At 66.5% G+C, this 23287-nt stretch carries 21 protein-coding genes and 2 pseudogenes; 11 read left to right on the top strand and 12 right to left on the bottom strand.

The genetic code is table 11. The features are described 5' to 3' along the window. Positions 1 to 39: 39 nt before the first annotated feature. Both BSP109_RS12320 and BSP109_RS12315 read right to left on the bottom strand, forming a co-directional pair. Entirely contained in the window at positions 40 to 291 is a 252-nt protein-coding gene (locus BSP109_RS12320; RefSeq protein ID WP_087008475.1) for a PspC domain-containing protein, read from the bottom strand. Between the two features lie 271 nt (positions 292 to 562). Then, positions 563 to 1999, bottom strand: a complete 1437-nt coding sequence (locus tag BSP109_RS12315; RefSeq protein WP_101601009.1) for a sugar porter family MFS transporter — start codon at positions 1997 to 1999, stop codon at positions 563 to 565. A 139-nt stretch (positions 2000 to 2138) separates the two neighbouring features. Here BSP109_RS12315 and BSP109_RS12310 point away from each other — a divergent pair, with 139 nt between their 5' ends. Beyond that, complete coding sequence (locus BSP109_RS12310) at positions 2139 to 3221, top strand: serine hydrolase (protein WP_101601007.1); 1083 nt, start codon at positions 2139 to 2141, stop codon at positions 3219 to 3221. A 197-nt stretch (positions 3222 to 3418) separates the two neighbouring features. Here the strand turns inward: BSP109_RS12310 and BSP109_RS12305 are convergent, their stop codons facing one another. Beyond that, positions 3419 to 4420 (bottom strand): zinc-binding dehydrogenase, encoded by a 1002-nt coding sequence (locus tag BSP109_RS12305; RefSeq protein WP_219618545.1) that lies wholly within the window; start codon positions 4418 to 4420, stop codon positions 3419 to 3421. A gap of 104 nt (positions 4421 to 4524) precedes the next feature. On the opposite strand from BSP109_RS12305, the gene BSP109_RS12300 reads away from it, so the two are divergent. Then, positions 4525 to 5064, top strand: coding sequence for a pyridoxamine 5'-phosphate oxidase family protein (locus BSP109_RS12300; RefSeq protein ID WP_101601003.1), 540 nt, complete (start codon positions 4525 to 4527; stop codon positions 5062 to 5064). A 15-nt stretch (positions 5065 to 5079) separates the two neighbouring features. On the opposite strand, the gene BSP109_RS12295 is transcribed toward BSP109_RS12300, so the two are convergent. Then, on the bottom strand, positions 5080 to 5889 hold the full coding sequence (locus tag BSP109_RS12295) for an LLM class flavin-dependent oxidoreductase (protein WP_101601001.1): 810 nt from the start codon (positions 5887 to 5889) through the stop codon (positions 5080 to 5082). Between the two features lie 38 nt (positions 5890 to 5927). Here BSP109_RS12295 and BSP109_RS12290 point away from each other — a divergent pair, with 38 nt between their 5' ends. The 8 genes and pseudogenes from BSP109_RS12290 to trpS all read left to right on the top strand — a co-directional run bounded on the left by BSP109_RS12290 (position 5928) and on the right by trpS (position 13882). After that, on the top strand, positions 5928 to 7364 hold the full coding sequence (locus BSP109_RS12290; RefSeq protein WP_101601000.1) for a recombinase family protein: 1437 nt from the start codon (positions 5928 to 5930) through the stop codon (positions 7362 to 7364). A 182-nt stretch (positions 7365 to 7546) separates the two neighbouring features. After that, complete coding sequence (locus BSP109_RS12285) at positions 7547 to 7759, top strand: hypothetical protein (protein ID WP_101600998.1); 213 nt, start codon at positions 7547 to 7549, stop codon at positions 7757 to 7759. Further along, positions 7759 to 8007, top strand: coding sequence for a helix-turn-helix domain-containing protein (locus BSP109_RS12280; protein ID WP_101600996.1), 249 nt, complete (start codon positions 7759 to 7761; stop codon positions 8005 to 8007). Before BSP109_RS12285 ends, BSP109_RS12280 begins: the two co-directional genes overlap by 1 nt. 311 nt (positions 8008 to 8318) lie before the next feature. Further along, positions 8319 to 10256 (top strand): RNA helicase, encoded by a 1938-nt coding sequence (locus BSP109_RS12275; RefSeq protein WP_101601065.1) that lies wholly within the window; start codon positions 8319 to 8321, stop codon positions 10254 to 10256. Continuing rightward, positions 10256 to 10846: a hypothetical protein gene (locus BSP109_RS12270; protein WP_101600995.1), complete on the top strand. Its 591-nt coding sequence runs from the start codon at positions 10256 to 10258 to the stop codon at positions 10844 to 10846. The genes BSP109_RS12275 and BSP109_RS12270 overlap by 1 nt, the downstream gene beginning before the upstream one ends. After that, positions 10843 to 11304 (top strand): annotated as a pseudogene (locus BSP109_RS18015) (relaxase/mobilization nuclease domain-containing protein); the annotation flags it as partial. The gene BSP109_RS12270 and the pseudogene BSP109_RS18015, both read left to right, overlap by 4 nt. A 412-nt stretch (positions 11305 to 11716) precedes the next feature. Next, on the top strand, positions 11717 to 12619 hold the full coding sequence (locus tag BSP109_RS18010; RefSeq protein ID WP_374700162.1) for a hypothetical protein: 903 nt from the start codon (positions 11717 to 11719) through the stop codon (positions 12617 to 12619). Between the two features lie 210 nt (positions 12620 to 12829). After that, positions 12830 to 13882 carry a tryptophan--tRNA ligase gene (gene trpS / locus BSP109_RS12255; protein ID WP_101600990.1) on the top strand — a complete coding sequence of 351 codons (1053 nt, stop codon included), beginning with the start codon at positions 12830 to 12832 and terminating at the stop codon, positions 13880 to 13882. A gap of 123 nt (positions 13883 to 14005) precedes the next feature. Here the strand turns inward: trpS and BSP109_RS12250 are convergent. From BSP109_RS12250 to BSP109_RS12220, 7 genes and pseudogenes are all read right to left on the bottom strand, one after another. Continuing rightward, positions 14006 to 14248: pseudogene (locus BSP109_RS12250) on the bottom strand (LLM class flavin-dependent oxidoreductase); the annotation flags it as partial. Between the two features lie 89 nt (positions 14249 to 14337). Then, positions 14338 to 14601 (bottom strand): hypothetical protein, encoded by a 264-nt coding sequence (locus BSP109_RS12245; RefSeq protein WP_101600989.1) that lies wholly within the window; start codon positions 14599 to 14601, stop codon positions 14338 to 14340. A 6-nt stretch (positions 14602 to 14607) separates the two neighbouring features. Further along, positions 14608 to 16131, bottom strand: a complete 1524-nt coding sequence (locus BSP109_RS12240) for a molybdopterin-dependent oxidoreductase (RefSeq protein ID WP_101600987.1) — start codon at positions 16129 to 16131, stop codon at positions 14608 to 14610. Positions 16132 to 16144: 13 nt separating this feature from the next. Then, complete coding sequence (locus tag BSP109_RS12235; RefSeq protein ID WP_101600985.1) at positions 16145 to 17050, bottom strand: NADP-dependent oxidoreductase; 906 nt, start codon at positions 17048 to 17050, stop codon at positions 16145 to 16147. 65 nt (positions 17051 to 17115) lie between these two features. After that, positions 17116 to 17541: a cupin domain-containing protein gene (locus BSP109_RS12230; protein ID WP_101589922.1), complete on the bottom strand. Its 426-nt coding sequence runs from the start codon at positions 17539 to 17541 to the stop codon at positions 17116 to 17118. Continuing rightward, positions 17538 to 19553: a cation-translocating P-type ATPase gene (locus BSP109_RS12225; RefSeq protein ID WP_101600983.1), complete on the bottom strand. Its 2016-nt coding sequence runs from the start codon at positions 19551 to 19553 to the stop codon at positions 17538 to 17540. The genes BSP109_RS12230 and BSP109_RS12225 overlap by 4 nt, the downstream gene beginning before the upstream one ends. A 71-nt stretch (positions 19554 to 19624) precedes the next feature. Next, the gene (locus BSP109_RS12220; RefSeq protein ID WP_087008502.1) at positions 19625 to 19858 is read right to left on the bottom strand and encodes a heavy-metal-associated domain-containing protein; all 234 of its coding nucleotides are present in this window, start codon (positions 19856 to 19858) and stop codon (positions 19625 to 19627) included. 197 nt (positions 19859 to 20055) lie between these two features. Here BSP109_RS12220 and BSP109_RS12215 point away from each other — a divergent pair, with 197 nt between their 5' ends. Next, positions 20056 to 20760, top strand: a complete 705-nt coding sequence (locus tag BSP109_RS12215; RefSeq protein ID WP_179207175.1) for a Crp/Fnr family transcriptional regulator — start codon at positions 20056 to 20058, stop codon at positions 20758 to 20760. A 24-nt stretch (positions 20761 to 20784) separates the two neighbouring features. Here the strand turns inward: BSP109_RS12215 and BSP109_RS12210 are convergent, their stop codons facing one another. Continuing rightward, the gene (locus BSP109_RS12210) at positions 20785 to 23028 is read right to left on the bottom strand and encodes a LuxR C-terminal-related transcriptional regulator (RefSeq protein WP_180959723.1); all 2244 of its coding nucleotides are present in this window, start codon (positions 23026 to 23028) and stop codon (positions 20785 to 20787) included. Between the last annotated feature and the right edge of the window lie 259 nt (positions 23029 to 23287).

Genomic DNA, 23287 nt, shown 5'->3' with positions numbered 1-23287 from the left:
CGGGGCGGTGGGCTTCGGCGGCCTCGGCGGCGGGGCGGTTCAGCGGATCTCGCGACCGCCGAACAGCTGCTCGAGCGGAATGGACCCGTCCTGCCAGGGCGTCAGGATCCAGACCACCACGTAGAGACCGATCCCCACCACGGGCAGCAGGAAGGCGAGGAGGACCAGCAGACGGACCAGCCAGACGTTGAGTCCGGTGGCGGCTGCGAGTCCGCCCGAGATCCCTCCGGCAAGGCGCTGGGGACCGCGACGGAATCTAAGGCTGCGAATGGACGAGAAGAATGCGTTCATGACATCGACGGTACGCGCGATGGACGCGGCGCGGCAGTGGCGCTGGCCCATGGGTGAGGTGGGGAAAACCCGAGGGGGCTGAGCCGCTCGCCGCCTCCGTGCTCCGTTGGCCGGTGTCTGCGGCGGTCAGCGGAACACGGGAGCGGCGAATGGGCGCAGGGTTGGGGTAGCGAGCGCAGGGTGGCGGCGAGTGAGCTCACGGAGGCGGCGAACGGGTCCCGGGCGGCGGCGAATGGGCGCAGGGTCGCACCCGCACGCGCCTCCCGCTTGATCACCGCATGTCTTCGAGCTCGACCCCGTTCGTCTCGCGCACGAACTTCCACACGAAGAGGAACGACGCGAACGCGGCGATCGTGTAGAAGCCATAGGCGAACCACAGGCCCACCTCCGCCATGGACGGGAACGTCGTGGATATGAGGAAGTTCGCCAGCCACTGGGCGGCAGCGGCGATGCCCAGGGCGATCGCACGGATGCGGTTGTTGAACATCTCGCCCAGCAGCACCCAGACGCCCGGTCCCCAGCTCATCCCGAAGAAGACGACGAACGCGTTGGCCGCCACCAGCGCGGTGAGGTCCCATTCGGGCAGCAGCATGACGGTGTCGGTGATGGCGGGGTCGCGACCGATCGAGAACGCCGCAGTCATGAGCCCCAGGGACACAGTCATGCCGGCCGAGCCGATGGTCAGGAGCTTCCGCCTGCCGATCCGGTCGATGAGCGCGATCGCGAGCACCGTGACGACGATGTTCGTCACGGACGTGATGACGGTGATCGTGAGGGCGTCGGACTCCGTGAAGCCGACGGAGCGCCACAGCGTCGTGGAGTAGTAGAAGATCACGTTGATGCCGACGAACTGCTGGAAGACCGACAGCACGATGCCCACCCACACGATGGGCTGGAGGTTCGTCTTCGACGGAGTGAGGATGTCGCGGAAGCTGGGGGTGGTCTCCGTGACGACGGTGCGACGAATCTCCTGGATGCGGACCTCGACGCCCTCGACGAAGATCTCCGAGAGGACGCGGGTCGCCTCTTCCTCGCGGCCCTGCTGGACGAGGTAGCGCGGTGATTCCGGGATCGTGAGTGCGAGGATGCCGTAGACGACGGCGGGCACGACCTCGGTGAGGAACATCCAGCGCCACGCGGGCAGTCCGAACCAGAGCACCTCGGCGGCACCTCCTGCCGCACCGGCCAGGGCGGCATCGGACATGAGTGCGGCGAAGATGCCCAGCACGATCGCCAGCTGCTGGAGCGAGCCCAGACGTCCGCGGACTGAGGCCGGCGAGATCTCCGCGATGTATGCGGGGGCGATGACGGAGGCCGCGCCCACGCCCAGACCGCCGATGATGCGCCAGACGATGAGGTCCGTGGGCCCGAACGCCAGTCCGGATCCCGCGGCGGACACGGTGAAGAGCAGCGCGGCGATGAGCATCACCCGGACACGTCCCATCCGCGCGGAGATCCGCCCGGCAAGCGCTGCGCCGGCCATGCAGCCGAGCAGCGCTGAGGAGACCATGAACCCGGTCAGCAGTGCCGGCGTCGCCCATTCGGCGGCCATCGCATCGACGGCTCCGTTGATGACGGAGGTGTCGAAGCCGAACAGGAAGCCGCCCAGCGCCGCGACCACGGCCAGATGGACGACCCGGCCGATGACGAACGACCCTGATTGCGGGGGTCCGGACTGCTGGGGTGCGGCTGCTGGCGTGGAAGACATGGTCACCTGAGGAATCTGAGTCGGGTAAGGGATGCGATCGGCGTCGACAGTATCCGACGGCGTCTGACGCGCGCCACTGCCTTTTCCGGCAGATTATGGTGCCCGTAGTGCAGATGATCGTGCCCGTAGAGTCGTCGGCATGACGACAGCACGGGGGCTCGAGGCGGAGGCGCGGCAGACGGCGGAGCGCATCGGCAGACGCCGAAGGGGAGTGGCCGTCGGAGTGCGGCGAGGCGCGGAGACTGCGGTCGTCGGCGCCGGTGACACCGGCCGAGGCCCGGGCCGGGGTCCGGGCTGGGGTTCAGGTCTGGGCCAGAGTCCAGGTCCGAACTCAGATCAGGGTCCGACCCTGGATGCCCACGCCCTCTTCGAGATCGGCTCCATCACCAAGGTCTTCACCGCACTCCTGCTGGCCGACGGCGTGGTGCGGGGAGACTGGGAGCTGCGGACCCCGGTCCGCGAGCTGCTGCCGTCAGGTGCGGTGGTCCCCGCCCGCGACGGTGCGGAGGTGACCCTGCAGCATCTGGCGACGCACACCTCGGGCCTGGTGCGTTCGCCTTTCCGGTTCGGTGTGCGGGAGAACATCGCCTTCCTGCGGCACGGACACGACCCGTACGCCGGCTTCACCGGCGACGACCTGCTGGCCGCTCTGGCGACCACACGGCTGCGGCGGAGGCCGGGCACCGGTGGGGTGAGGTACTCGAACTTCGGGTACGGAGTGCTGGGGCACGCGCTCGCCCACGCGCTGGGAGAGGAATACGGGCAGGCCATCAGGGAGCGGATCTGTCAGCCGCTGGGGTTGGTCGACACGGCAACGGAGTGGCAGTTGACGGACGAGCAGCGGGAGCGGTCGGCGCAGGGATTCCGGAGCAGGAAGCGGGAGGCCGCTGCTTGGCCGTTGGAGGGACTGCCGGGGGCGGGAGCGCTGCGGTCGACGGCTGCTGATGTGCTGACGTTCCTCCAGGCGCAGATGGATCCCTCGAGCACGCCGCTCGAGGGAGCGATCCGGTTGACGCATCAGACGCCTGCGGGCGGACCTGCGGGTATGGGGCTGGGCTGGCATCGTGCGGGGAAGCAGGTGCTGTGGCACAACGGAGGCACCGGGGGATTCCGGACGATCGCGGCGTTCAACCCCGAAGCGGGCACGGGGGTGACGGTGCTGGTGAATCAGTCGGCGGGTGCGGACCTCGCGGCGCTGCGGCTGCTCAAGCGCGTGTCGTGAGAGGGGCCAAGCACCCTCGTCCGAGTCAGCCCAGCAGATCGGTGCGGAGGATCGGTCACGGCTCACCCGTGGCGACAACTGCCACCATCATGGGAATCGACATCCCGATCACAAGGATGTCGAGCGGCCGGACCCCTTGAGGTCCGGCCGCTCGTGTGAGCCTGCGCAAGCTCGAGTCTGTGCAGGCCCGCATCTGATCAGAAGCTCGTGATGATGTTGAACCCCTTCGTCTTGAACTCCGACATGTTGGTGAACACCTCGTTGACGTCCCCGAGTCCGACCTCCCGCTCGATGAGCGGCTGAGGGTCGAGGCGTCCCTGTGCAACGAGCGCCAGCAGGCCGGGGTACTTGGGCTGTGGGTTGCCGAAGCTGCCGATGATCTCGATCTCCGACGCGGTCACTGCATCGATGGGCACCTGTGCGATGCCCTGCTCGTCCGCGCCGGTCAGGCCCACCTGAACGTGTCGACCGCCCTTGCGGAGCGAGCCGATGGAGTTCGAGATCGTCGCCTGGATGCCCAGCGCGTCGATTCCGACATGCGCTCCGCCCCCGGTGATCTCCTTGATCGCCTCCGAGACGTCCTGCGTCTTCGAGTTGACGACCGCGGTGGCGCCGGTCTTACGTGCCATCTCCAGCTTGTCATCGGCGATGTCGACGGCGATCACCTGCGCGCCGACCGCCACGGCTGTCTGGATGGCGGACAGGCCGACTCCGCCGGCGCCCTGCACTGCGACCCATTCGCCCGGCTCGGTCCGACCGCGGGCGATGGCGTGGTAGCCGGTCATGAAGCGGCAGCCCAGTGCTGCCGCAGAGGTGGCTCCCACACCCTCGGGAAGCTTGATGAGGTTCGATCGTGCGTTCGTGACGAGCAGGTACTGGGCGTACGCACCGTCGGTTCCCGCGAACCCGTAGACGGAGACGTACAGGCAGAGGTTCGGGCGACCCGCCACACAGAATTCGCAGGCGCCGCAGCCGTGGTGGAAGGGTGCGGTGACCTTGTCGCCTACGTTGAAGCCCTTGACGTTCTTGCCGAGTTCGACGATCTCCCCGCCGAACTCGTGGCCGAGGATCGCGGGCAGTTCGAGGCCCAGGCCGATCCATTTCCAGTCTCCCTGCCAGCCGTGCCAGTCGCTTCGACAGATTCCTGCGGCTTCGACTTTCAGGACCACATCATCGGGCCCGGCTGTGGGGTCCGGCATATCGTCGACGACTAGGGGCTTGTTGGCTTCTCTGACAACAGCAGCTCGCATTGTGATACTCCGATCATTCGTGGTTGATAGAGTTCACGTGTGATCCTACTCACATGACCGTTGCATGGGAGTTACAAGGGTCGTTTGTGGACCCGCAGGTGTGGGCCTCGGGACTGAAGAAGGACGGTGCGGTGGTGGGTACCTCGGAAGCAGTGGAGATCCTGTCGGTCGATACGTGCTGGGAGCTGTTGCGCACCACGACAGTGGCGCGCCTGGCGGTGCAGACGGCGAACGGACCGGACATCTTCCCGATCAACATCGCGGTGGACGGCGGGACGCTCGTGTTCCGGTCGGCCGAGGGCACGAAGGTGACCGGAGCCCTGAACGGGCCGGTGGCTGTGGAAGCCGACGGCCGCGACCCGGACACCGATCACGCGTGGAGCGTCGTGGTGAAGGGCCACACGCAGCGGATCCACAAGTCCGAGGATGTCCTCGCGACCGTGGACCTGCCACTCGTCCCATGGCACAAGGGTGACAAGCCGCTCTTCCTGCGGGTGCAGCCTCGGCAGGTCACCGGCCGTCGGTTCCCGATCGCAGGGCCCGAAGAGTGGTGGACGCCCATAGGCGATGCGCCTCGCACGTCGGAGGAGTGACGAGTCCCGCGGTTCTCACACCGCGTAGCCGGTGGTGGGGCCCTTCGTGTTAGGCTCCCAGCCCAGTGCGGGCGCCACGTGCTCCGCGAATGACTGCAGCAGGCGCGCGTTGAAATCGACACCCAGCTGGCTGGGGATCGTGAGCATGAGGGAGTCCGCGCTCATGACGGCCGCGTCGTTCTGCAGTTCTCTGATGAGCTCGTCCGGTTCCCCCACATAGGTGCGGCCGAACGTCGATCGATGTCCGTCGATCACCCCGACCTGATCCGCACCCTGGCCCTGACGCAACTGGTAGAACTGCTTGTCCTGCTCCGAGACGACGGGGAAGACGCTGCGGCTCACGGACACACGGGGTGTCTGCGCATGCTCGGCTTCCTTCCACGCCTGGCGGTAGAGATCGATCTGCTCGGCCTGCAGGTCGCCGAACGACTGGCCGGTCGCCTCCGTCAGCAGCGTCGAGCTCATGAGGTTGACGCCCTTCTGGGCCGCCCAGACAGCGGTGTCGCGGGATCCGGCACCCCACCACAGGCGTTCGACGAGGCCGGGGGAGTGCGGTTCGATCGGCAGCTTCTGCCCCGGCCCGAACTGCGCGGGATCGGCGGGCGCGACGGGACGACCGGAGATCGCCTCGAGCAGCTGGTCGAACGTCGCCCGGGCGATGTCAGCGCCGCGGGGGTCCGTGGACCCGGTGTAGCCGAAGGCCTCCCAGCCGCGCAGCGCCGGTTCTGGTGACCCGCGAGAGATTCCGAGCGCGATCCGATTGTCGGAGATCAGGTCGAGTGCCGCGGCCTCCTCCGCGAAGTAGTACGGGTTCTCATAGCGCATATCGCGGTTGCAACACCGGTTCACGTAAGCTTGGTTGCATGGTTGAACTGGTATCACTGAGGAAGACGAATGAGGTCGCGGCGTACGTCCGCGCCTCGATGGACCGCAAGGGCGACCGGTGGACCGTCGAGACCCAGCTTCGGAAGATCAGGGCGCTGGCCGAGGCCAAGGACTGGGAGGTCGTCGAGGTCTACGACGACAACGCGGTGTCGGCGACGAAAAAGCGCCGCGCTGGCACCCGGTGGGCCGAGATGCTGGAGGACGCCCGCGCGGGCCGGTTCTCAATGGTCGTCGCCGTGGACATGGACCGGCTCCTGCGCAGCACGAAGGACCTCAACACGCTGATCGACCTCGGCCTGCGCGTGGTCACCGTGGACGGCGAGATCGACCTATCGACGGCGGACGGCGAGTTCCGAGCGACGATGCTCGCGGCCCTCGCCCGGTTCGAGGCCCGGCGCAAGGCCGAGCGCCAGATCAGGTCGAACGAGCGCCGCCGCGCCGAAGGCATCCCCGCGTCGGCCTGGAAGGCGTTCGGCTGGACGAGGGAAGGCGACCTGATCGAGGAAGAGGCCGAGGCCGTCCGGCGGACCTTCGATGCGTTCCTCGGCGAGCCGTCGCTGTCGATCCGGCGCATCCGCGAGGACTTGAACAGCGCCGGTCACCGCACCGCGCGCGGGTCGGAATTCTCCGTCGATGCCGTGCGGTACCTGTTGGCGAACCCTCAGTACGCTGGCTACATCAAGCACTACTCGTCGGGCGAACTGTACCCGGTGAAGGGCAAGGCGTTCCCGCCCATCGTCAGCGAGCAGACGTGGCGGGCTGCGGTGGCGAAGCTGGAGGACAACGTGCGGAGGTCGGCGAGGCAGGGCAACCAGCCGAAGTACCTCCTGTCCACGATCGGCCTGTGCGGGAAGTGCGGTGCGACGCTCGTCTCGGGGACGAACAGCCGCAAGCAGCCGACGTACCGCTGCGGCGAGCAGTTCCACCTCACCCGCCAGCGCGAGCCCGTCGATGCGATGGTCACCGAGGCAGTGCTCACCCGCCTGTCCTCGGTGGACGTGCATGACCTCGTGATCCCGCAGGAGGACGACGGGCCGGACCGCGAGGAGCTGCTGACCGAGCGGAACGCCCTGGTCGAGCGCGTCAAGGAGCTGAGCCCGCTGCTGCGCGACATCCACCAGCCCGTGCTGGAGGTCACCGCGGCGATCAACGACGTGAAGGCTCGCATCGACGAGATCGACGCGGAGCTGCTCGACCGCTCGGTGTCGGTGGCGGCGAAGCTGCTAGTGGACGTGGAGGAGGCGGTCGGTACCGCGGAGCGCCGCGAGGTGGTCGAGGAGAAGTGGAAGGCGTTGGACGTGGACCGCCGCCGGATGCTTGTGGACGAGCTGGTGACGGTGACTATCGAGCCCATCGCACCGGGTCATGTGAAGTTCGACCCCGACCTCATTCGGATAGAGCCGCGTCACGACTGACCCATGACTCGACTCGTGATTGCAATGGTGAGTCGACTCATGGGAGAATGGTTGCAGACAAGAAGATCCCACCGGGGGCCAGACTTGGAAGCTGGCGGTACTGCTCCCGGATGAGTAGCCGGTCAAACAGCCCAACTACCGTGGCGGGGAACCGGAAGCACACTCATGTTTGAGGACTTCCGATGTCTGTCGTTATCGACGCTCCCCGCGCTTCCGCGCTGGACCGTCCTGGGCACGACCAGGACTCGACCCCCGTTCCGCATGCGGATGGGCTCGATCCCGTCATCGCCGCCGCCCGCGCCGCTGGCCGCCGTGCCGGTGAGCGTCTGGCTCTCACTCCGCTGACGCCGCGACAGCGCGCCGCCGTCGCCTCCGTGATGGGCGGTGGTCGCTGATGAGCGCGAACTCTGCCGCCTTCGACCACCTGACCGGCTTCCGTTGGCGTCAGGGTGACCCCTCCCTCGCCGACTCCGAGGCCCATCTCTACGACCTCGGCGTGCTCCGCTCCGTGCTGGAGGAGGCGGTCGAGATCGCCGTTGCCGACGCCCGAGCCGACGGCGTGACCTGGGCGAGGATCGGCGACGCTCTCGGCGTCACGCACCAGGCCGTGATCAAGCGCTACCGCAAGGGCGGTGGTCGCTGATGCGCACCGACGCCCGCAACTACAGCACTGCTCCCGCCGACCTGACCCCGCCCGGAGGGCCTGGCCTGGCACCCGCCGAAGGCGGGCTGCCCGTCGTCGTTTCGAGCGACGGGAACCCGGTTCTCGCCGTCGGGGACGATTTCGTCGGAAACGGCTATACGGCTGCACCGAGCGATTCCGGCGACCCTGATACGACCGTCGACTCCAGCTCTGACCAGGGAGCTAACGCCGGTCAGCATGCGCGGCCCTCCTTGGGTGGCCGCGCATCCGTTTCGGAAACGGCTGCACCGGCGCCTACCTCGGTTGCAAGCGTGGACTTCACCGAGCTGGACGTGCCGGGAGCCGATCCCAGCGACGAGGTCGAGGCGTTCGCCGTTGAGTCCACGGCCGCGCAGGTCGCCGAGGCGGAGACGTTCTTCGCCGCCGCGAAGGCGGCGGAGAGTCCGGAGCAGGTGAAGCGCGCCCGTATGCAGTCGCGCGTGTTCTCGGTGATGCAGTATCGAGAGCACCCGGAGACCGGCGAGGTCATGCTCACGCAGGAGCAGATCGACGAAGGGCTCGCGGCGCTGGGCGATCGCCTCCACCGCTGGGCCTATGTGTGGCATCCGTATGACCGACTGGTCGAGGTGGACGAGGGTACCGGCGAGACGGTGTGCTGCGGGATCAAGGGCCTGCACGCTCACATGGTGTTGTGGGTCGCTGATGCCGATGGTCCGCGCCCTACGATCCGCACCGTCTCCGACGCCTTCTCGATCCCCTCGGCTCGCGTGAAGCCGCCGAAGGAGACCGCCGAGCAGGAAGGCACGGAGCACAAGGGTCGCGGCGCGGCGGAGAAAGCGTTCTTCGATCTCGCCGAGTACCTGCCGCATGAGTCGCGGGGGAAGAACGCCATCCCGGGCATCCACCAGTCGGATCGGCATTACCTCGTGGACAAGACGCAGGAGGGCATGCCCGGCAAGTATCAGTACGGCCGCGGGCGGATCGTCGCGAATTTCGATTTCGGGCGGGAGCTGGACGCGCACATGGCGATGCGCCGCAATGCCGCGGAGGGCGGCGGGGGTGCGAAGCTCAGCAAGCTCTTCCAGGCCGTGGGTAAGGGCTCGCTGACGTTGAAGCAGGTTCGCGACCAGGAGCCCGCGATCTACTTCGCGAAGGGCAACCTCGCGCACTTCCAGAAGCTGCGCGGCGACTACCTCGCGTACCAGGACGCGCCGGAGTCGGTCATGAACTTCTACGTGTTCGGCGAGGGCGGCACGGGTAAGGATCTGCTCGCGAAGGCGCTCGCTCGCGCTCTGGCCCCGGACTCGGATAAGCCGTACTTCAAGGTGGGCGGCGAGAACGTCTCGTGGGAGGGGTACGACGGCGAGCCGGTCGTGATCTGGGAGGACATGCGCGTCGGTGACATGATCCGTACGGCAAAGAGCCGCGGCATGCTCTTCCGCATCCTTGGTCCGTGGCGCGAGCCGGACGAGAAGCCGATCGTGAATATCAAGGGATCGAAGACTCAGCTGCTCAACCGGGTGAACATCGTCACCGGCCCCCAGGACTACGAGGAGTTCCTGCGGGGGTTGGCTGGCGAGTACGAGTCGATGCAGGGCGGCGTGCGGGTCAAGCACCAGGCGGAGAACCTCGGGCAGGGGTTTCGCCGCTTCCCGGTGATCATCCCGGTCGCCGAGCGCGAGTTCTCGATCTTCGTGAACTCCGGGGTACTCAATGGCACCCGCGAGTACCAGAGTTACGAGCGGTACGAGCACATGCGCCAGGACATGGAATTGCTGGCGCGCAAGTGCAAGGCGATCAAGGACACGGCTGAGCGGGAGCGCGTGCGCGGAGCCATCGAGGCCCGTACGGTCGCGCCGATCGTGGAACAGCACGATCGGATCGCCCGTCCCGTGCTGGACGCAATCGATGGCGACGATCTGTTCGCCGAGTTCGCAGACGTCGGCCTGCCGATCCAGCCGAGCGCTGAGGAGATCGCCCTGGCGGAGGAGGCGGGGAAGCGTGACCGCGAGATCGTCGAGGAACAGCAGCGCAAGCGTCTCGCCGAGTTGGAGGAGCACAACCGTGAGTTGAAGCTGTGCACCTGTTCGACGCCGCAGTCGGGCACCTATGCGCGTCATGGTGACGACTGTCCCGCGCTCTCCGAGGAGGAGCGCAAGCGTCGTGCCGACGCCAAGCGGAAGGCCCTCGACGCGAAGGTCGAGCGCCTCCGCGCGAACGGCGGGCTTCTGGTCGCGGGAGGTGCGTGATGAGCACCGAACGCGATGCGCTCTTCCAGGGGGTCGAGGGGGCCGGAGGCCCCTCGCAAGCAGCCGGGGAGGACATGAGCGTCAGCGAAATGTCCGACACGGCTACTGCTTGCCACTCTGGCGTACAGGTGGAGCAGCAGGCCGACTCCCAGGTGAACACTGGTCGGGCTGATGCGGAGGCTGTGCGGCAGAGTCACGGCGGTGCGGAGCGTCGTCGTGGCAGCGGCGGGCGGCTCGATACCCGCTTCGATGACGCCACGCTCGGGGCACTTCGCACTCGTGCGGAGCGGCTTGGGCTGGCTCCGAGCACATGGGTTCGGTCCGTTGTGCGGGATGCGCTCCATGCCTCTCGGAGCGAGGAGCTGGACGCCGCCGTGGCCGCACATCTCCGCGGGGTCGAGGCGCGCGTGCAGGCCTCGGCTGATGCCCGTGAGCTGGCCGCGCAGGTGCGCCCTCTGGCGATCAACGTCAACGACCTGGACCGCCGCGCACGGGCCGGTGAGTCGGTGTCTCTGTCGGCGGACGTGCCCGAGCTGATCGAGCTGCTGCACGAGGTCCGCGCCCTGCTCGGTGATCGGACTGCGTCATGAGCACCACGCACTACAGCCCGAGCACCAGCGCCGCCGACACGGAACGCTACATCCGGGGCAAGGAGGACGAGCGCGGGGTCTCGATCACGTGCGACGTGCCGGGAGGCCCCGGCGCATTCTCCGCCCGCGCCCGTGCTCTCACGCAGAACACGAAGCGCGATGTCGAGGCCCTGCACTACCGGCAATCGTTCAGCGATGAGGAGTTCGACCCGAACAGTTCGGAGGACGTGCAGCGGGTGAATGATCTGGGCTACCTGCTGGCGAAGAGGATGCACCCGGACTCGGACTGCCTCGTGGTCAGCCATGTGGATGGACGTGGCCGCAAGCCGCACAACCACATCTTGGTCATCAACCACAACAACCGCACCGGGAAGGCGCTCTCGGACTACCGCACGTTCCACGACCGCAAGGCCGGGAGCCAGCGGGGCGTGCAGTCGGCGAACGACGACCTGATGCGCGAGTACGGCCTCTCGGTCGTGAAGCGGCTGGAGCGCGCGCCGAAGGACTGGGAGCTGCGCCGCGAGGACTTCGCCGAAGGCGGGCTCGATCGCGAGATGGGCGACCGGATGAGCGCCGCCCTGGCCGATCCCCGCGCGGTGGACAAGGCCGGTCTCGAAGCGGTGATCGCGGAGCAGAATCAGCAGCTCGGCGACGACGGGGAGCGGGTGCCGCGGATGCGCCTGCACACCGCCGTGAGCAAGCGGGGCAAGAACGTCGGCAAGGAGACGTGGACGCTCTACATCGAGGACCGCCGCGGCGAGTCCGGGCGCGCCGAGCGCCGCAAGCGCACGAGCGCCCTCTCGGCGGACTTCACACCGGAGGGCGCGCAGGCGTTCTTCGACTACCACCAGCAGCAGAAGGAGCAGGACCATGAGCGCAGCGCTCGATCGATTGAAGCAGCAGAACGCGCAGGACGAGCAGCGGCAGCAGCTCGGCAGCCCCGAGACGATGGAGGCGTTGACCTCGATCCTCGCCGCCGTCGAGGCGCAGAACGCGAGGCTCGACTGGCTGGCCGAGCAGCAGAAGAAGCTCGCGGGGTTCGTGAAGGTCATGGACGAGGAGACGACGAGGCGGCTGGAGCGGATCACGGCCCCGGCGTCGACCTCCTCGCCCTCCAGCGACGTGTCCGCGAGGATCGCGAGTATCGAGAGCAGGCAGAACGAGATCGCGAGCACGCTCGGCGAGTTCGCGCGGAGTCTCAACGGCGACAGCTTGAACGCCGCGTCGCAGAGCTTGGTCACGGAAGCGCAGAGGAATCGCGCGGCTACGGCCTCGGCGATTGAGGGGTTCGCGGCACAGGCCGAAGCGAACAAGGAGTTCGTGAGCAAGGTCGGCGGCGCGGTGCAGCGGATCGAGAAGCGCACCGAGGAGCGGGTTGAGAAAGCTGTCGAGCAGGTCGCCGGGGAGGCCTCGGCCGCGATGACGGCGAACCTCGACGCCTCGAACGATCGGGCTGAGCGGATCATCGCGGCGACGGCGAAGCTGGAGGCGCGTCAGCTCTGGTCGGCTGCCGCCGCGATGTGCCTCGTCCTCCTGCCGGTGGCCGTCGTCGTCGCGGGACTCTGGATGGGCATCTCCGGGCTCATCACGGGCGCTCAGTGGGCGCTGGACGTGGACGGGAGCGTGTGGCTCGGCATCGGGCGCTGGCTCGTGGTCGCCGTGGGCATCGCCGGGGCCGGCTTCGGGCTCTTCGCGTCTGTCCGCTGGGTCGCCAGGTTAGTTGAGACCTGGAAGGACCGAGGGATGCCGAAGTGGCCGGGCTGGAAAAGGTGACTCCGACCAAAGACGCGAAGTGGCTGGTAACCTTTCCGACGATCGTGCCTGCCTCAGCTACAATGGTGGCCATGCGTTCCCTAACGTGCTCTTCGTGGTGGTGGCTGCTCTCGCAGCCCACGTGACGCATGTCCGCAGGCTGCACGGCAGCCTGCGACGACTCGCGGTCTATAAATCCGTGCAGCCCTCATCTATCTGAGAGGCAATATCATGACGGATTCATACACTGCGACCCGGGCTCGGATGCCCGAACTCGAACAGCGAATCGCTGCAGATCCCGGCAGGTTCCGGGTGCTCACGGGCGAGCGGCCCACAGGTGCACTCCATCTGGGCCATTACTTCGGGACGATTCGTGAGCGAGTCCGACTCCAGGCGCGGGGTGTGGAGACCTACGTCATCCTCGCTGACTACCAGGTCATCGCCGACCGTGACACCTCAGCGAACGTCGCGGATAATGTTCACAACGCAGTCCTCGACTACCTCGCGGCCGGCCTCGATCCGGATCGCACGACGATCTTCGCCCACTCCGCCGTACCGGCGCTCAATCAGCTTCTTCTGCCGTTCCTCAGCCTGGTGACCGAGGCCGAGCTGCACCGCAACCCGACCGTGAAGGCCGAGCATGCGGCGTCCGGCAGGGCGCTCAGTGGATTGCTGCTGACCTACCCGGTGCACCAGGCCGCCGACATCCTGTTCTGCAAGGGCAACCTCGTGCCCGTGGGAAAGGACAATCTGCCTCATGTCGAACTCACGCGCGCCGTTGCGCGCCGCTTCAATGAACGCTACGGCATGACCTTCCCTGAACCCGAAGCGTTCGTCACCGATGCCCCCGAGATTCCGGGACTGGACGGGAGGAAGATGTCCAAGTCGTACGGCAACGCAATTTCGCTGTCGATGACCGAGGATGAAACCGCCCGGGTAATCAGGCGCACCCGCACCGACAGCGACCGTGCGATCACCTACGAGCCGGATCGACGCCCCGGCGTGGCGGGCCTGCTTTCCACGGCGGCCCTGTGTACTGGCTCCACACCCGAGGCGGTCGCAGCCGAGGTCGGAGACCAGGGCAGCGGAGCGCTCAAGCAGTTCACGACCGACGCGGTCAACGCGTTCCTGGCCGAGCATCGGGCCAGACGTGCCGAACTCGCGGCCGATCGCAGCATCGCTGCGCGGGTGTTGCGCGAGGGAAATCGCCGGGCGAATGTCCTCGCGGATACGACGCTGTCCGAGGTCCGTGAGCGCATGGGCATGGCGTACAGCGATCAGTGACAGGAGGATCGTGATTTGCGTCGGTTCCGAGGGCGATCCGGATCCGCACGCGGCAGTCCGAGCATCGAGCACCTGAGGTGCAGCGTGCCGTCCGGTCAAGCGTCATAACTGTGACATGCGCTAGCGGAGATCGATGACGCCGGTGCCCACCTCTATGCGCCGGGTGCGTGCCGCGATCGCGGACAGCAGCGGGAAGGGCGAGGCCGCCTGCCGGGCGAAGTGGTGAACGCGGAAGGACGCGCCGTTCACCCCCAGTTCGTCCGCAGCGACGGACAGATCTATCGCCTGGGTGAGCATGTCTTTGGCGGTGTACCCGCTGGCTGGGGCTCCGTAGTGGCCGAAGCTCAAGAATCCGAAGGACTTCATGCTGGCTGAACGCCGAGGTCGTGGCCGAGATTCCCGCGCCCGAGGTCCTGGTCGGGGGCCCCGTCGTCCCGGAGGACTCCTGCCACTGCTCAGCCGGAGTGGAGGTCCGCGGAGACGACGCGGAAGTCGCCGGCCCTGGCTAGCGCCTGGTCGATGATGTCGGGATCCGGCTCGACGGACGCCTGGTGCTTGATGACGAGGTCCGCGTGCTCACCACCGGTCACCTCGAATGTCGCTTGGCCCAGCCCGTGCTCGGCGAAGATGTCGTACAGGGACTGGAGTGCCTTCTTGACGTCCTTGTCGGTGCGGATGCCGCTGACCGTGAAGCGGCACGAGACGATCTCAGATGCCATCGGTGTCTAGATCCTTCCGTTGAATGCCTGGAGTGCGGAGTCCTCGCGGGTGCCTCCCCGTCCATCACCATAATCGGCGTAATCGCGGATCCAACGGATCGAACTGATCCACTTGACCATCTTGTAGCCATGATTCGATTCTGCCCGCAACCGGGCGGGCGCACCGAGGTGGGTCTCCAGCGGCTCGCCGTTGCGTTCGAACGCAACGATCGTGTCGTCCTCGTAGACGGTGGCCAGGTCCAACACCGCATAGAACGGTTCGCGCGGCCGGTTGTCGAACATCTCCTGCGCCAGACCATACGAATCAACGAGCACGTATTCGGCGCCGTCCGGCCTCGGGCCGATCAGATCGAGGAGGTCGCGCAGGCGCACGCCCGTCCACCGCGAGGTTGCCGACCACCCCTGCATGCACGTGTGGACCGCCACGTAGGAGACCTGAGGCAGCTCTTTGAGATCGGCCAAGTTGAGGGTCTTCTCGGTTCCCGCGAGGTCGTCGCCGAGTGTGATCCGGTAGCCCTCCCAGTCGGTGTTGCGGGCCTCGATCCACTCGGGTGATTCGTCGACGGTGGGCGGCAGTCCGTTGGTCCAGTGGAAGGCGGAGATGTCCTTGTCCGTATACGCGTTCTGTCGGCTCATCCGAGGGCGCAGCCAATTGAGGAAGAGCTTCCGGCCGATCTCCGTCAGCCCGGCCGTGAACCTCTGCGCCCGCGCCCGATCAGCCAGTGACCAGTAGCTCAGCGCGATCCAGAACAGCACTGCAGCAACGATGGTGGCGATCATGATGGTGTAAGCCTGCGCAGCGCGGGCAGTGCTGATGTCGCCGAACACCATGTGGACCATGTTGTGGTCGCCGTGGACCAGGAACACGAGCCCGACGTGCATGACGACGAACCCGGCCATCATCACCATCGCGATGAAGTGCAGGGAACGCGCGCCCTGGTGGCCACCGAGCATCTTGACATACCAGGGGAAGCGGGAACGGATGGCCGGGGCCATGGCGATCCCCGTGAGGATCAGGGACGGCGCCAAGATGAAGATGACGAAGCTGTAGCCCAGCATCTGCAGGGAGTCATATGGAGTGAAGTGCTCGATGCCAGGAGCCTCGAAGCCCAGGTACACAGTCAACGTCTCCCACGCCTCGGGGAGGACGTCCCACGATGTGGGGATGATCCGCCGCCACAGACCGGTCGCGAACAGCAGGACCACGTAGACGAGGCCGTTCAGCACCCACAGCATGACGGACACCCCGTGCCAGTGCCTGCCGAGTCCGATGTTCTCCCGACCGGGCAGTCCGATCAGGGGAGACAGGGACTTCTCGTCCATCAGCGAGGTGTAGACACCCTCTTCCTGGGGCAGCCTGCGACGGGTGAACCGCAGCCACTCCGTGCCCGGAGCACAGTCGTTCCGCCACCACAGACGGGGCATCGAGGACAGGATCTCCCACCCCGAGCGCAGCAGCATGCCGATGAGGACGAAATTGATCAGATGTGTGGCACGCAGCCACAGTGGGAAGTCCGGATTGATCTCCATTGCCGTCTCCGAATCAGGGCTCGACGATGACCTTGCCGGCGGTATGGCCGTCTTCCACTGATGCGATCGCCTGCTGCGCATCGGTGAGTGAGAATCGCCGGCCGATATGCGGGTCGACCAAGCCGTACTGGGCGACCTCGATGATCTTCTGCACGCCTTCGGCGGTCCGGTTCACACCGGAGCCGCCCAGCTGCTCTGCAGTGTCCGGGTCCGCGGTGGTGACGATGTTCTTCGAATCCTTCACAACCTCGGCGATCTCGCGCAGGGCCTGCCCGCCGACCAGATCGATCAGCAGATCCACACCGTCAGGAGCGACCTCCCGAATACGACCAGCGGCACCGGGCCCGGATTCGACGAATGCGGCACCGGTGGACTCGACGATCTGCTGCTTCGAAGCGCTGGCGACTCCGATGACGGTGAACTCGTGGACTTTCCCGATCTGGGAGGCGAGTAATCCCACTCCGCCTCCGGCACCGAGGATGAGCATGGTCTGGCCAGGCTCCAACTCGATCTGGTGCGTCACGTCGTAGGCGGTCGCGCCGGCGACCGGCAGAGCCGCGGCGGCGGCGAAGGAGAGTTCCTCGGGCTTGAGCACGGTCTGCTTCGCATCCAGCAGAGTGTGCTGTGCGAATGTTCCGTGGCCCTTCGCCGCGAGGCCGACAACCTCATCGCCGACCGCGATTCCATCCACGTCGACCCCCACCGCTGTCACAATGCCAGCCGCCTCGCGGCCCATCGGTGCTGGAAGCTGCCAGTGATCTCCCATCTGCCCCGCGCGGATCTTCCAATCCGCGGGGTTCACACCTGCAGCCTTCACCTCGAGCGCGACCTGTGACGGGCCCGGCGGCGGCAGCTCGCGGTCCATGAACTCTTGGGCTTCGGCTCCTCCGTACTGCGTGAAGACCAGCACTGTGGACATCTGACTCTCCTCTTCGAGTGTCGGGCCCCGTCGCGCGTGAATCCGGCGGGGCTCGGCGTGCGTTCTCAGGCCTGCGGCGGGGTGTCCTCACCGGAGGCCTCTACCGCGTCGGCTTCTTCCTTCGTAGCGTACTGGGCGTCCGCCGCGTGCTCCGGTGGGGAGTAGACCGTGTACAGCACGAGTGGTTCGTCACCGGTGTTGCGGAAGTTGTGCTGCGCACCGGCAGGAACGGCGCACTGGTCACCGGCCCCGATCGTATGCGTCTCGCCGGCCAGATCCGCGTGACCGGTGCCAGAGACGAAGGTGAGGATCTGATCGGTGCTCTCATGCACCTCGTCGCCGATCTCGCCTCCCACAGGCACTGACATGAGGACGATCTGAGAGTGCCTGCCGGTCCAGATCACCTTCCGGAAGTCCTGGCTGTCCTTCGCGATGTCCGCGATGGTGAAGTGCTCGATGTTGCCCGGGATGCTGAAATGCGTCTCAGTCATGATGCGAGTGTGTTCCTTTCGTGTGTGCTGTGCGGGGTGTTCGGGGTGCGTGCGGTCTTCGGCATCGCCGTGGAATGAACGTCGTTGCGCATGAGCCGCATCGCGTTGAGGATCACGATCAGGACGGAGCCCTCGTGGACGAGCATGCCCATTGACATCGTCACTCCACCGGCGAAGACGCCGATCAGCAGTGCCAAGACGGTGGCGAGTGCGATGACGATGTTCTGCTTCATCACGCTCACGGTGCGCTTCGCCAGGCTGACCGATTCGGGCAGCTTCAGCAGGTTGTCGCCCATGAGTGCGATATCGGCGGTCTCCACAGCCACGGCGGAGCCGGCGGCACCCATCGCCACGCCGATGTCGGCAGTGGCCAGAGCGGGTGCATCATTCACGCCGTCGCCGACCATGGCGACCGTGTGACCCTCGCGCTGCATCTGGGCGACTGCGTCCAGCTTGTCCTCCGGCAGCATCGAGGCGTGGATCTCGTCGATCCCGGTTGCGCGTCCGATGGCTTCCGCGACCAGACGTGTGTCACCGGTGAGCATGACGACCTTCTCCACGCCGGCGGAGTGCAGACGGGACACCATCTCCGGTGCGTCCGTCCGGATCTGGTCGGCCACGCCGATCACGCCGATCACCGATTCGTCGACGGCGATGATCATCGGGGTCTTGCCGGCAGCGGCCAGCGTGTGCGCGGCCTCGCCGGCTCCGCGCTCATCGACGACTTCGTACTGCTCCAAGAGCGGCGCGTTGCCGATCAGGACACGCTGGCCGTCGACGGTGGAGACGATGCCCTTGCCGGCAACCGGCGTCACGTCTCCGGGGAAGCCGGAGGGTCCCACTCCCTCTTCTCGAGCCGATTCCAGGATCGGGAGGGCCAGCGGATGCTCCGATCCGGCCTCGGCGGCGGCCGCCCATCGGAGCACAGCTGTGCGATCGAGCGACGGATCCAGGACCACGACGTCCGTGAGCTGGGGGCGACCCTCCGTGAGGGTGCCCGTCTTGTCGACGGCGACGGCTGAGATCTTCGCGGAGGTCTCCAGGTACTCGCCGCCCTTGATGAGGATGCCGTTGCGGGCGGCGCGGCCGATCCCGGCGACGATGGCGACCGGAATGGAGATCACGAGCGCACCGGGGCAGCCGATGACCAGCAGGGTCAGCGCGAGGACGACATCCTGGGTGATCAGACCGGCGAGCAGCGCGAGGACCATGACCCCGGGCGTGTACCAGGTGGAGAACCGGTCGATGAACGCCTGCGTCTTCGCCTTGGCGTCCTGAGCCTCCTCCACGCGGTGGATGATGCGCGCCAGCGTGGTGTCCGCTCCGACTCCCGTCGCGAGCACCTGCAGGAAGCCTCCGCGCGAGACGGTTCCCGCGAAGACCTGGTCCGACTTCGCCTTCTCCACCGGGATGGACTCGCCCGTGATCGAGGCCTCGTCCACAGCACCCGTGCCGGCGACCACCTGACCATCGACGGGGACCTTCGCCCCGTTCTTGACCAGGACGATCTCACCCATCCGCACCTGGTGAGCGGGGATCTCGACCTGCTCGCCGTCGCGTACGACGACCGCGGAATCGGGGGCGACGGCGACGAGCGCGGCCAGTGCCGAACGCGTCTTGTTCATCGTGGCGGCTTCAAGCGCGTGACCGATCGCGAAGAGCGTGGTCACCGCGGCGGCCTCCCAGAAGTTTCCGATGAGGACGGCGCCGATCGCAGCGATCGAAACCAGCAGATCGATGCTGATCAGCCGCGCAGTGAGAGCACGGATCGCCTTGAGGACGATGCCGTAGCCCGCGATCACGGCGGCTGCGAGCATGAGGAGGTTCGCCAGGGTGAAGGCATGGCCCGAGCCGTGCGCGTGCTCTCCGGCGTCGATCCACCACTGCGGACCGACGACAGAGTTCCAAGTGCCGCCGGCGAGGTGCTCCACCCCGAACGACAGGAGGATGAGGATTCCGGCGGTGACCGGGATGGACCAGTTGCCGTTCCACCACTTCTGAAGCGCATTCACGGAGGCTGACCTTTCTATGCTGCCGGATCGCGCGGAGGGCTGATCGCGGGTGGGGGGGGTGGGGCGGGATGTCAGAAGAAGGAGGGAGCCGCCTTGTATCCCGCCTTGTCGACAGCGGTGACGAGATCGTCGACGGACACCTGCGACTCGTCGTGGTCGACCTCGATGCGGGCCGTGGCGAAGTGCACCTTCACGTTCTCAACACCCTTGATCCGACCGACCTGCTTCTCGATCTTGTGCACGCAGGAGGGGCAGGAGAAGCCTTCGGCCCGAAGGAGCGTGTGAGTGGTGGTGGAGGCAGTCATGATGGTTCCTTTCGACTGAGTCGTGTGGTTCGTCTCCGTGTTCCTAGGAGCTGTTCTCAGACTATGGAGCCGCGGGCGGACAGTCCTTGACGTTCGTCAAGGGGCGCGAAGATGGCTGTTGAAGGGGAGTGGAGATGCGAGTTGTGGGAGTGCTCGTGGAGGGAATGAACCCGCACAGCCCGGTATGGTCCAGAGGTATGCGAAGAATGCTTCCGCTGCGTGAGGTTCACAGCGAAGAGACCAACTGCGTGCGGCGCGTCCCGATCTTCGCCGGGCTGACTCCCGAACAGCAGGACCTGGTGGCATCCAGGGCCCGGCCGATGCGGTTGGAACGTGGCGACGTGCTCCATGTCGCCGGTGCTCGGGTCGGATCGATGTTCGTGGTGCACACCGGCCAGATCAAGCTCAGCCGCACGATGCCCAATGGTCGGAATCGGCTGCTGCGTGTGGCACAGCCCGGCGAGACGGTGGGAGAGCACGCGTTCCTCTCCGGTGACACGACCGCGGAAGAGGCGACTGCGCTGGGCGATACCCAGCTGTGCGTGTTCGTCCACGAGGACTTCGCTGAACTCGTCGACGACTATCCGGACATCGCGATGCGGATGCTGCGGACTCTGGGGGATCGGCTCACCCGAGCGGAGAAGGACCTGACGCTCGGCACACTCAGCGTCGACATCCGCCTCGCGGATTTCCTGCTGCAGCTGCCTCTGCGCCAGGGGACGACAGCTCAGGTGACGCTGCCGTTGGACAAGAAGGACATCGCCTCACTGCTGGGGACGACTCCCGAGTCGCTGAGCAGAGCGCTGGCTCGGCTGACTGCTGATGGGCTCATCCGCGTCGACAATGATGCGGTCACGCTGGTGGACCCTCAGGCGCTGGAGGATCGCGTCGCGGAGGGGTGAGGAATGCGCCTCGCAGCCCCTGCTTCACAATCCCCAGCGGCGCGCCGTCTCGAGGGCTTCGTCGAGCGTTCCGGCGCCGAGCTTCTGATAGAGGCTCCTGACCTGGGACCTGACCGTGTTCTCCGATCGGAACTGCCGCTCAGCGATCTGCCGGCGCGTGAGTCCCTGCCGGAGTCCATCGAGCACTTCGAGCTCCCGCGGGGTCAGGGCGGGCCGGGCGCCGTCCTGTTCGACGACCGGTGAGATCGTGGCCAGCCGCGCTCGCTGAGTACTGGACAGCTTCTTCAGGTCGGAATCTGTGAGCACCGCGTGACGCTGCAGCAGTGCCAGATCCACCAGCGCGCCCTGTTCGGATACGACGTCGTCGACGAGGTATTCGACCATGTCGCTCTTGTCCTGTCTGTCCAGGATGATGTGCAGCTGCATGGCAAGATTCAGCCACCGCTCTCCGAGCCCGTCGGAGCGCGCCTGACTGAGATGATGCGCAGCGCGGTCGACATCACCGATGAGCAGTACCCTGCAGGCCTCCAGCAGGTGCAGCTCCGGCAGTTGAGCCAGCGTCTCCGAGGGTCCTACGGCTGGTGCTCCGAGTTGATTCGCCGCCCGTGCCGTGTGCTCAGCGATCGCGAAGAGATGCTGCGCCAGCTGCGTCTGTGACGGATGAGGACGCTGATATCGCATCGCGGCGATGCTGACGAGCGCTTGCCGGGGCTGACCGGCCAGAACGTCGCGCATTGCGAGCACGTGGGCATGGACCTGCCACATCTCGTCGCTGTCCGGAGTGGACGGGAGAGCGCGCAGCGCAGCGTCTGCGCCCTCGAGGTCGAGCTCCGCAAGGGCCACGAGCACGCGTGCAAGGCGGGTGCTGCGGGTGACCATCTCCTGGCCCCACCCGACCTTCCCGACCCATCTGTCGTGTTCGGTGATCCATTCGCGTGCCTCGCGAGTATCTCCGCGCACTGCTGTGAGGAGTGCGAGCTTGGACGTGGTGTCGGACAGGAGGAAGTGGTGGCCGGACCCCGCAACGTCGTAGAAGGCAGCACGGTAGCTCGAATAGGCGGCGACATAGTGTCCGCCTATTGCGAGGGAGACTCCGGCGTGGAGATTCACGACGGAGGCCAGCACCGGACGGATGCGCTGCGCGGATTGCGCTCTTTCCAGCGCCGACAGCAGATGGCGAGCAGCGATAGCCGCTTGAGCGTCGTGTCCTGCTAGTCGCAGGTACCCGACCTCGAGGAGGCCGAAGGACAGCGCCTTCGGTCCCGGGTTCCCATAGAGGCTCCTCGTCTTCGCACGAAGCCGCTGAGCGAGCCCGTCACGTTCATATTCCACTGATCCATCGGGCAGCACGAATGACATGCCGTCCGGTCCGGCCCCTTTCAGCAGGCGGATGGAGGTGCCGGAGAAATCCCCCAGCCACCGTTCGACGATCGCGGTGGGCATGGCCTCGACGACGGCCCTCACGACCCTGGCGTCCGAGGTGAACAGCTCGGTCCAGCGCTCCATGAGCAGATCTCCCAGTGCTCCCCAGTGTCGGCGGGAGACTGCGTGCTGGAGCGCCGAGGCGAGGTTCTCAGTCTCGGCTACCGCATCGACGGCCACGGCGACCAGATCATCCGCGAGCGCACGGTCGTTCTGCCGGACCAGCGCCTGCAGGCATGACTGGATGAGGTCGGGCATGAAAGGAGTGCCTGTCTCATCGACTGCGAGGAGACCTGCGGAGATCAGGTCGTCGATCGACGGCGGGGATCCGTGGACCTCGCGGAAGAAGGCGGCGAGGGACTTCTCGGTGATCGGTTCGAGGAACGCCGCCTTCGCCATCTCCCAGCCGTCGTCCAGCTGGACGATCCAGCGCGACAGGAACGGGAGCATCGTTTCGTGCGCTCGCGTCAGAGCAGCGGGGTCGTGCAGGAGGGTGAAGGTCGGTTCGAGCCAGCCACCAGTCACCCTAAGGAGGCGAGCCGCGACCTGAGCTTGGACCGCACGGTGCGGCGGGTCCTGCTGGAGAGCTGCTGCCGCCTCAGTGATCTCCGTGACGGTCATGAGGAGGTCGGAGGTGCGCGCGAGGCGCCAATGGTGATCGGCCAGAGCGGCCCAGTCGAGTGCACTGGAGTCGATGACGAGCGCGAGGCGCGGTGCGGTGGGGGAGTCCGGCTGGTCTCTGAGCTGCTGTTCATACATCTGCATCGCGTCAGTGAGTGAACGCGCAGTGGTGAACGCGCTGCTGCGCGGCGGGTGCACTCCTTCGCCGACGTGCACGATGCTCACGTCGTCGCTGTCGGACCACGACTGTGCGAACCATCCTCGACCAAGCCCTGAGGGAGCGTGGATGAGGAGCACCGATTCAGTTCCCAGAAGTCCTGTGCGGAAGCGCAGCCAGGCTGGATGGTTCGTTTCTGCGACGAGATGGGTGGGAGCTGATCGTACGTACATGTATGACGGGTGCCTCTCGTCCCATTCCTGGTCACAGCTTCGGCGCTGCACACGTCATCGTACGAGAGTTGGAACGCCAGGGGGTGAAGTTCAG

This window comes from Brevibacterium sp. Mu109 (assembly GCF_900169375.1).
GTDB lineage: Bacteria > Actinomycetota > Actinomycetes > Actinomycetales > Brevibacteriaceae > Brevibacterium > Brevibacterium yomogidense_A.
Note: the sequence above shows the minus strand (reverse complement) of the source record. Positions and strands in the feature narration are given on the sequence as shown.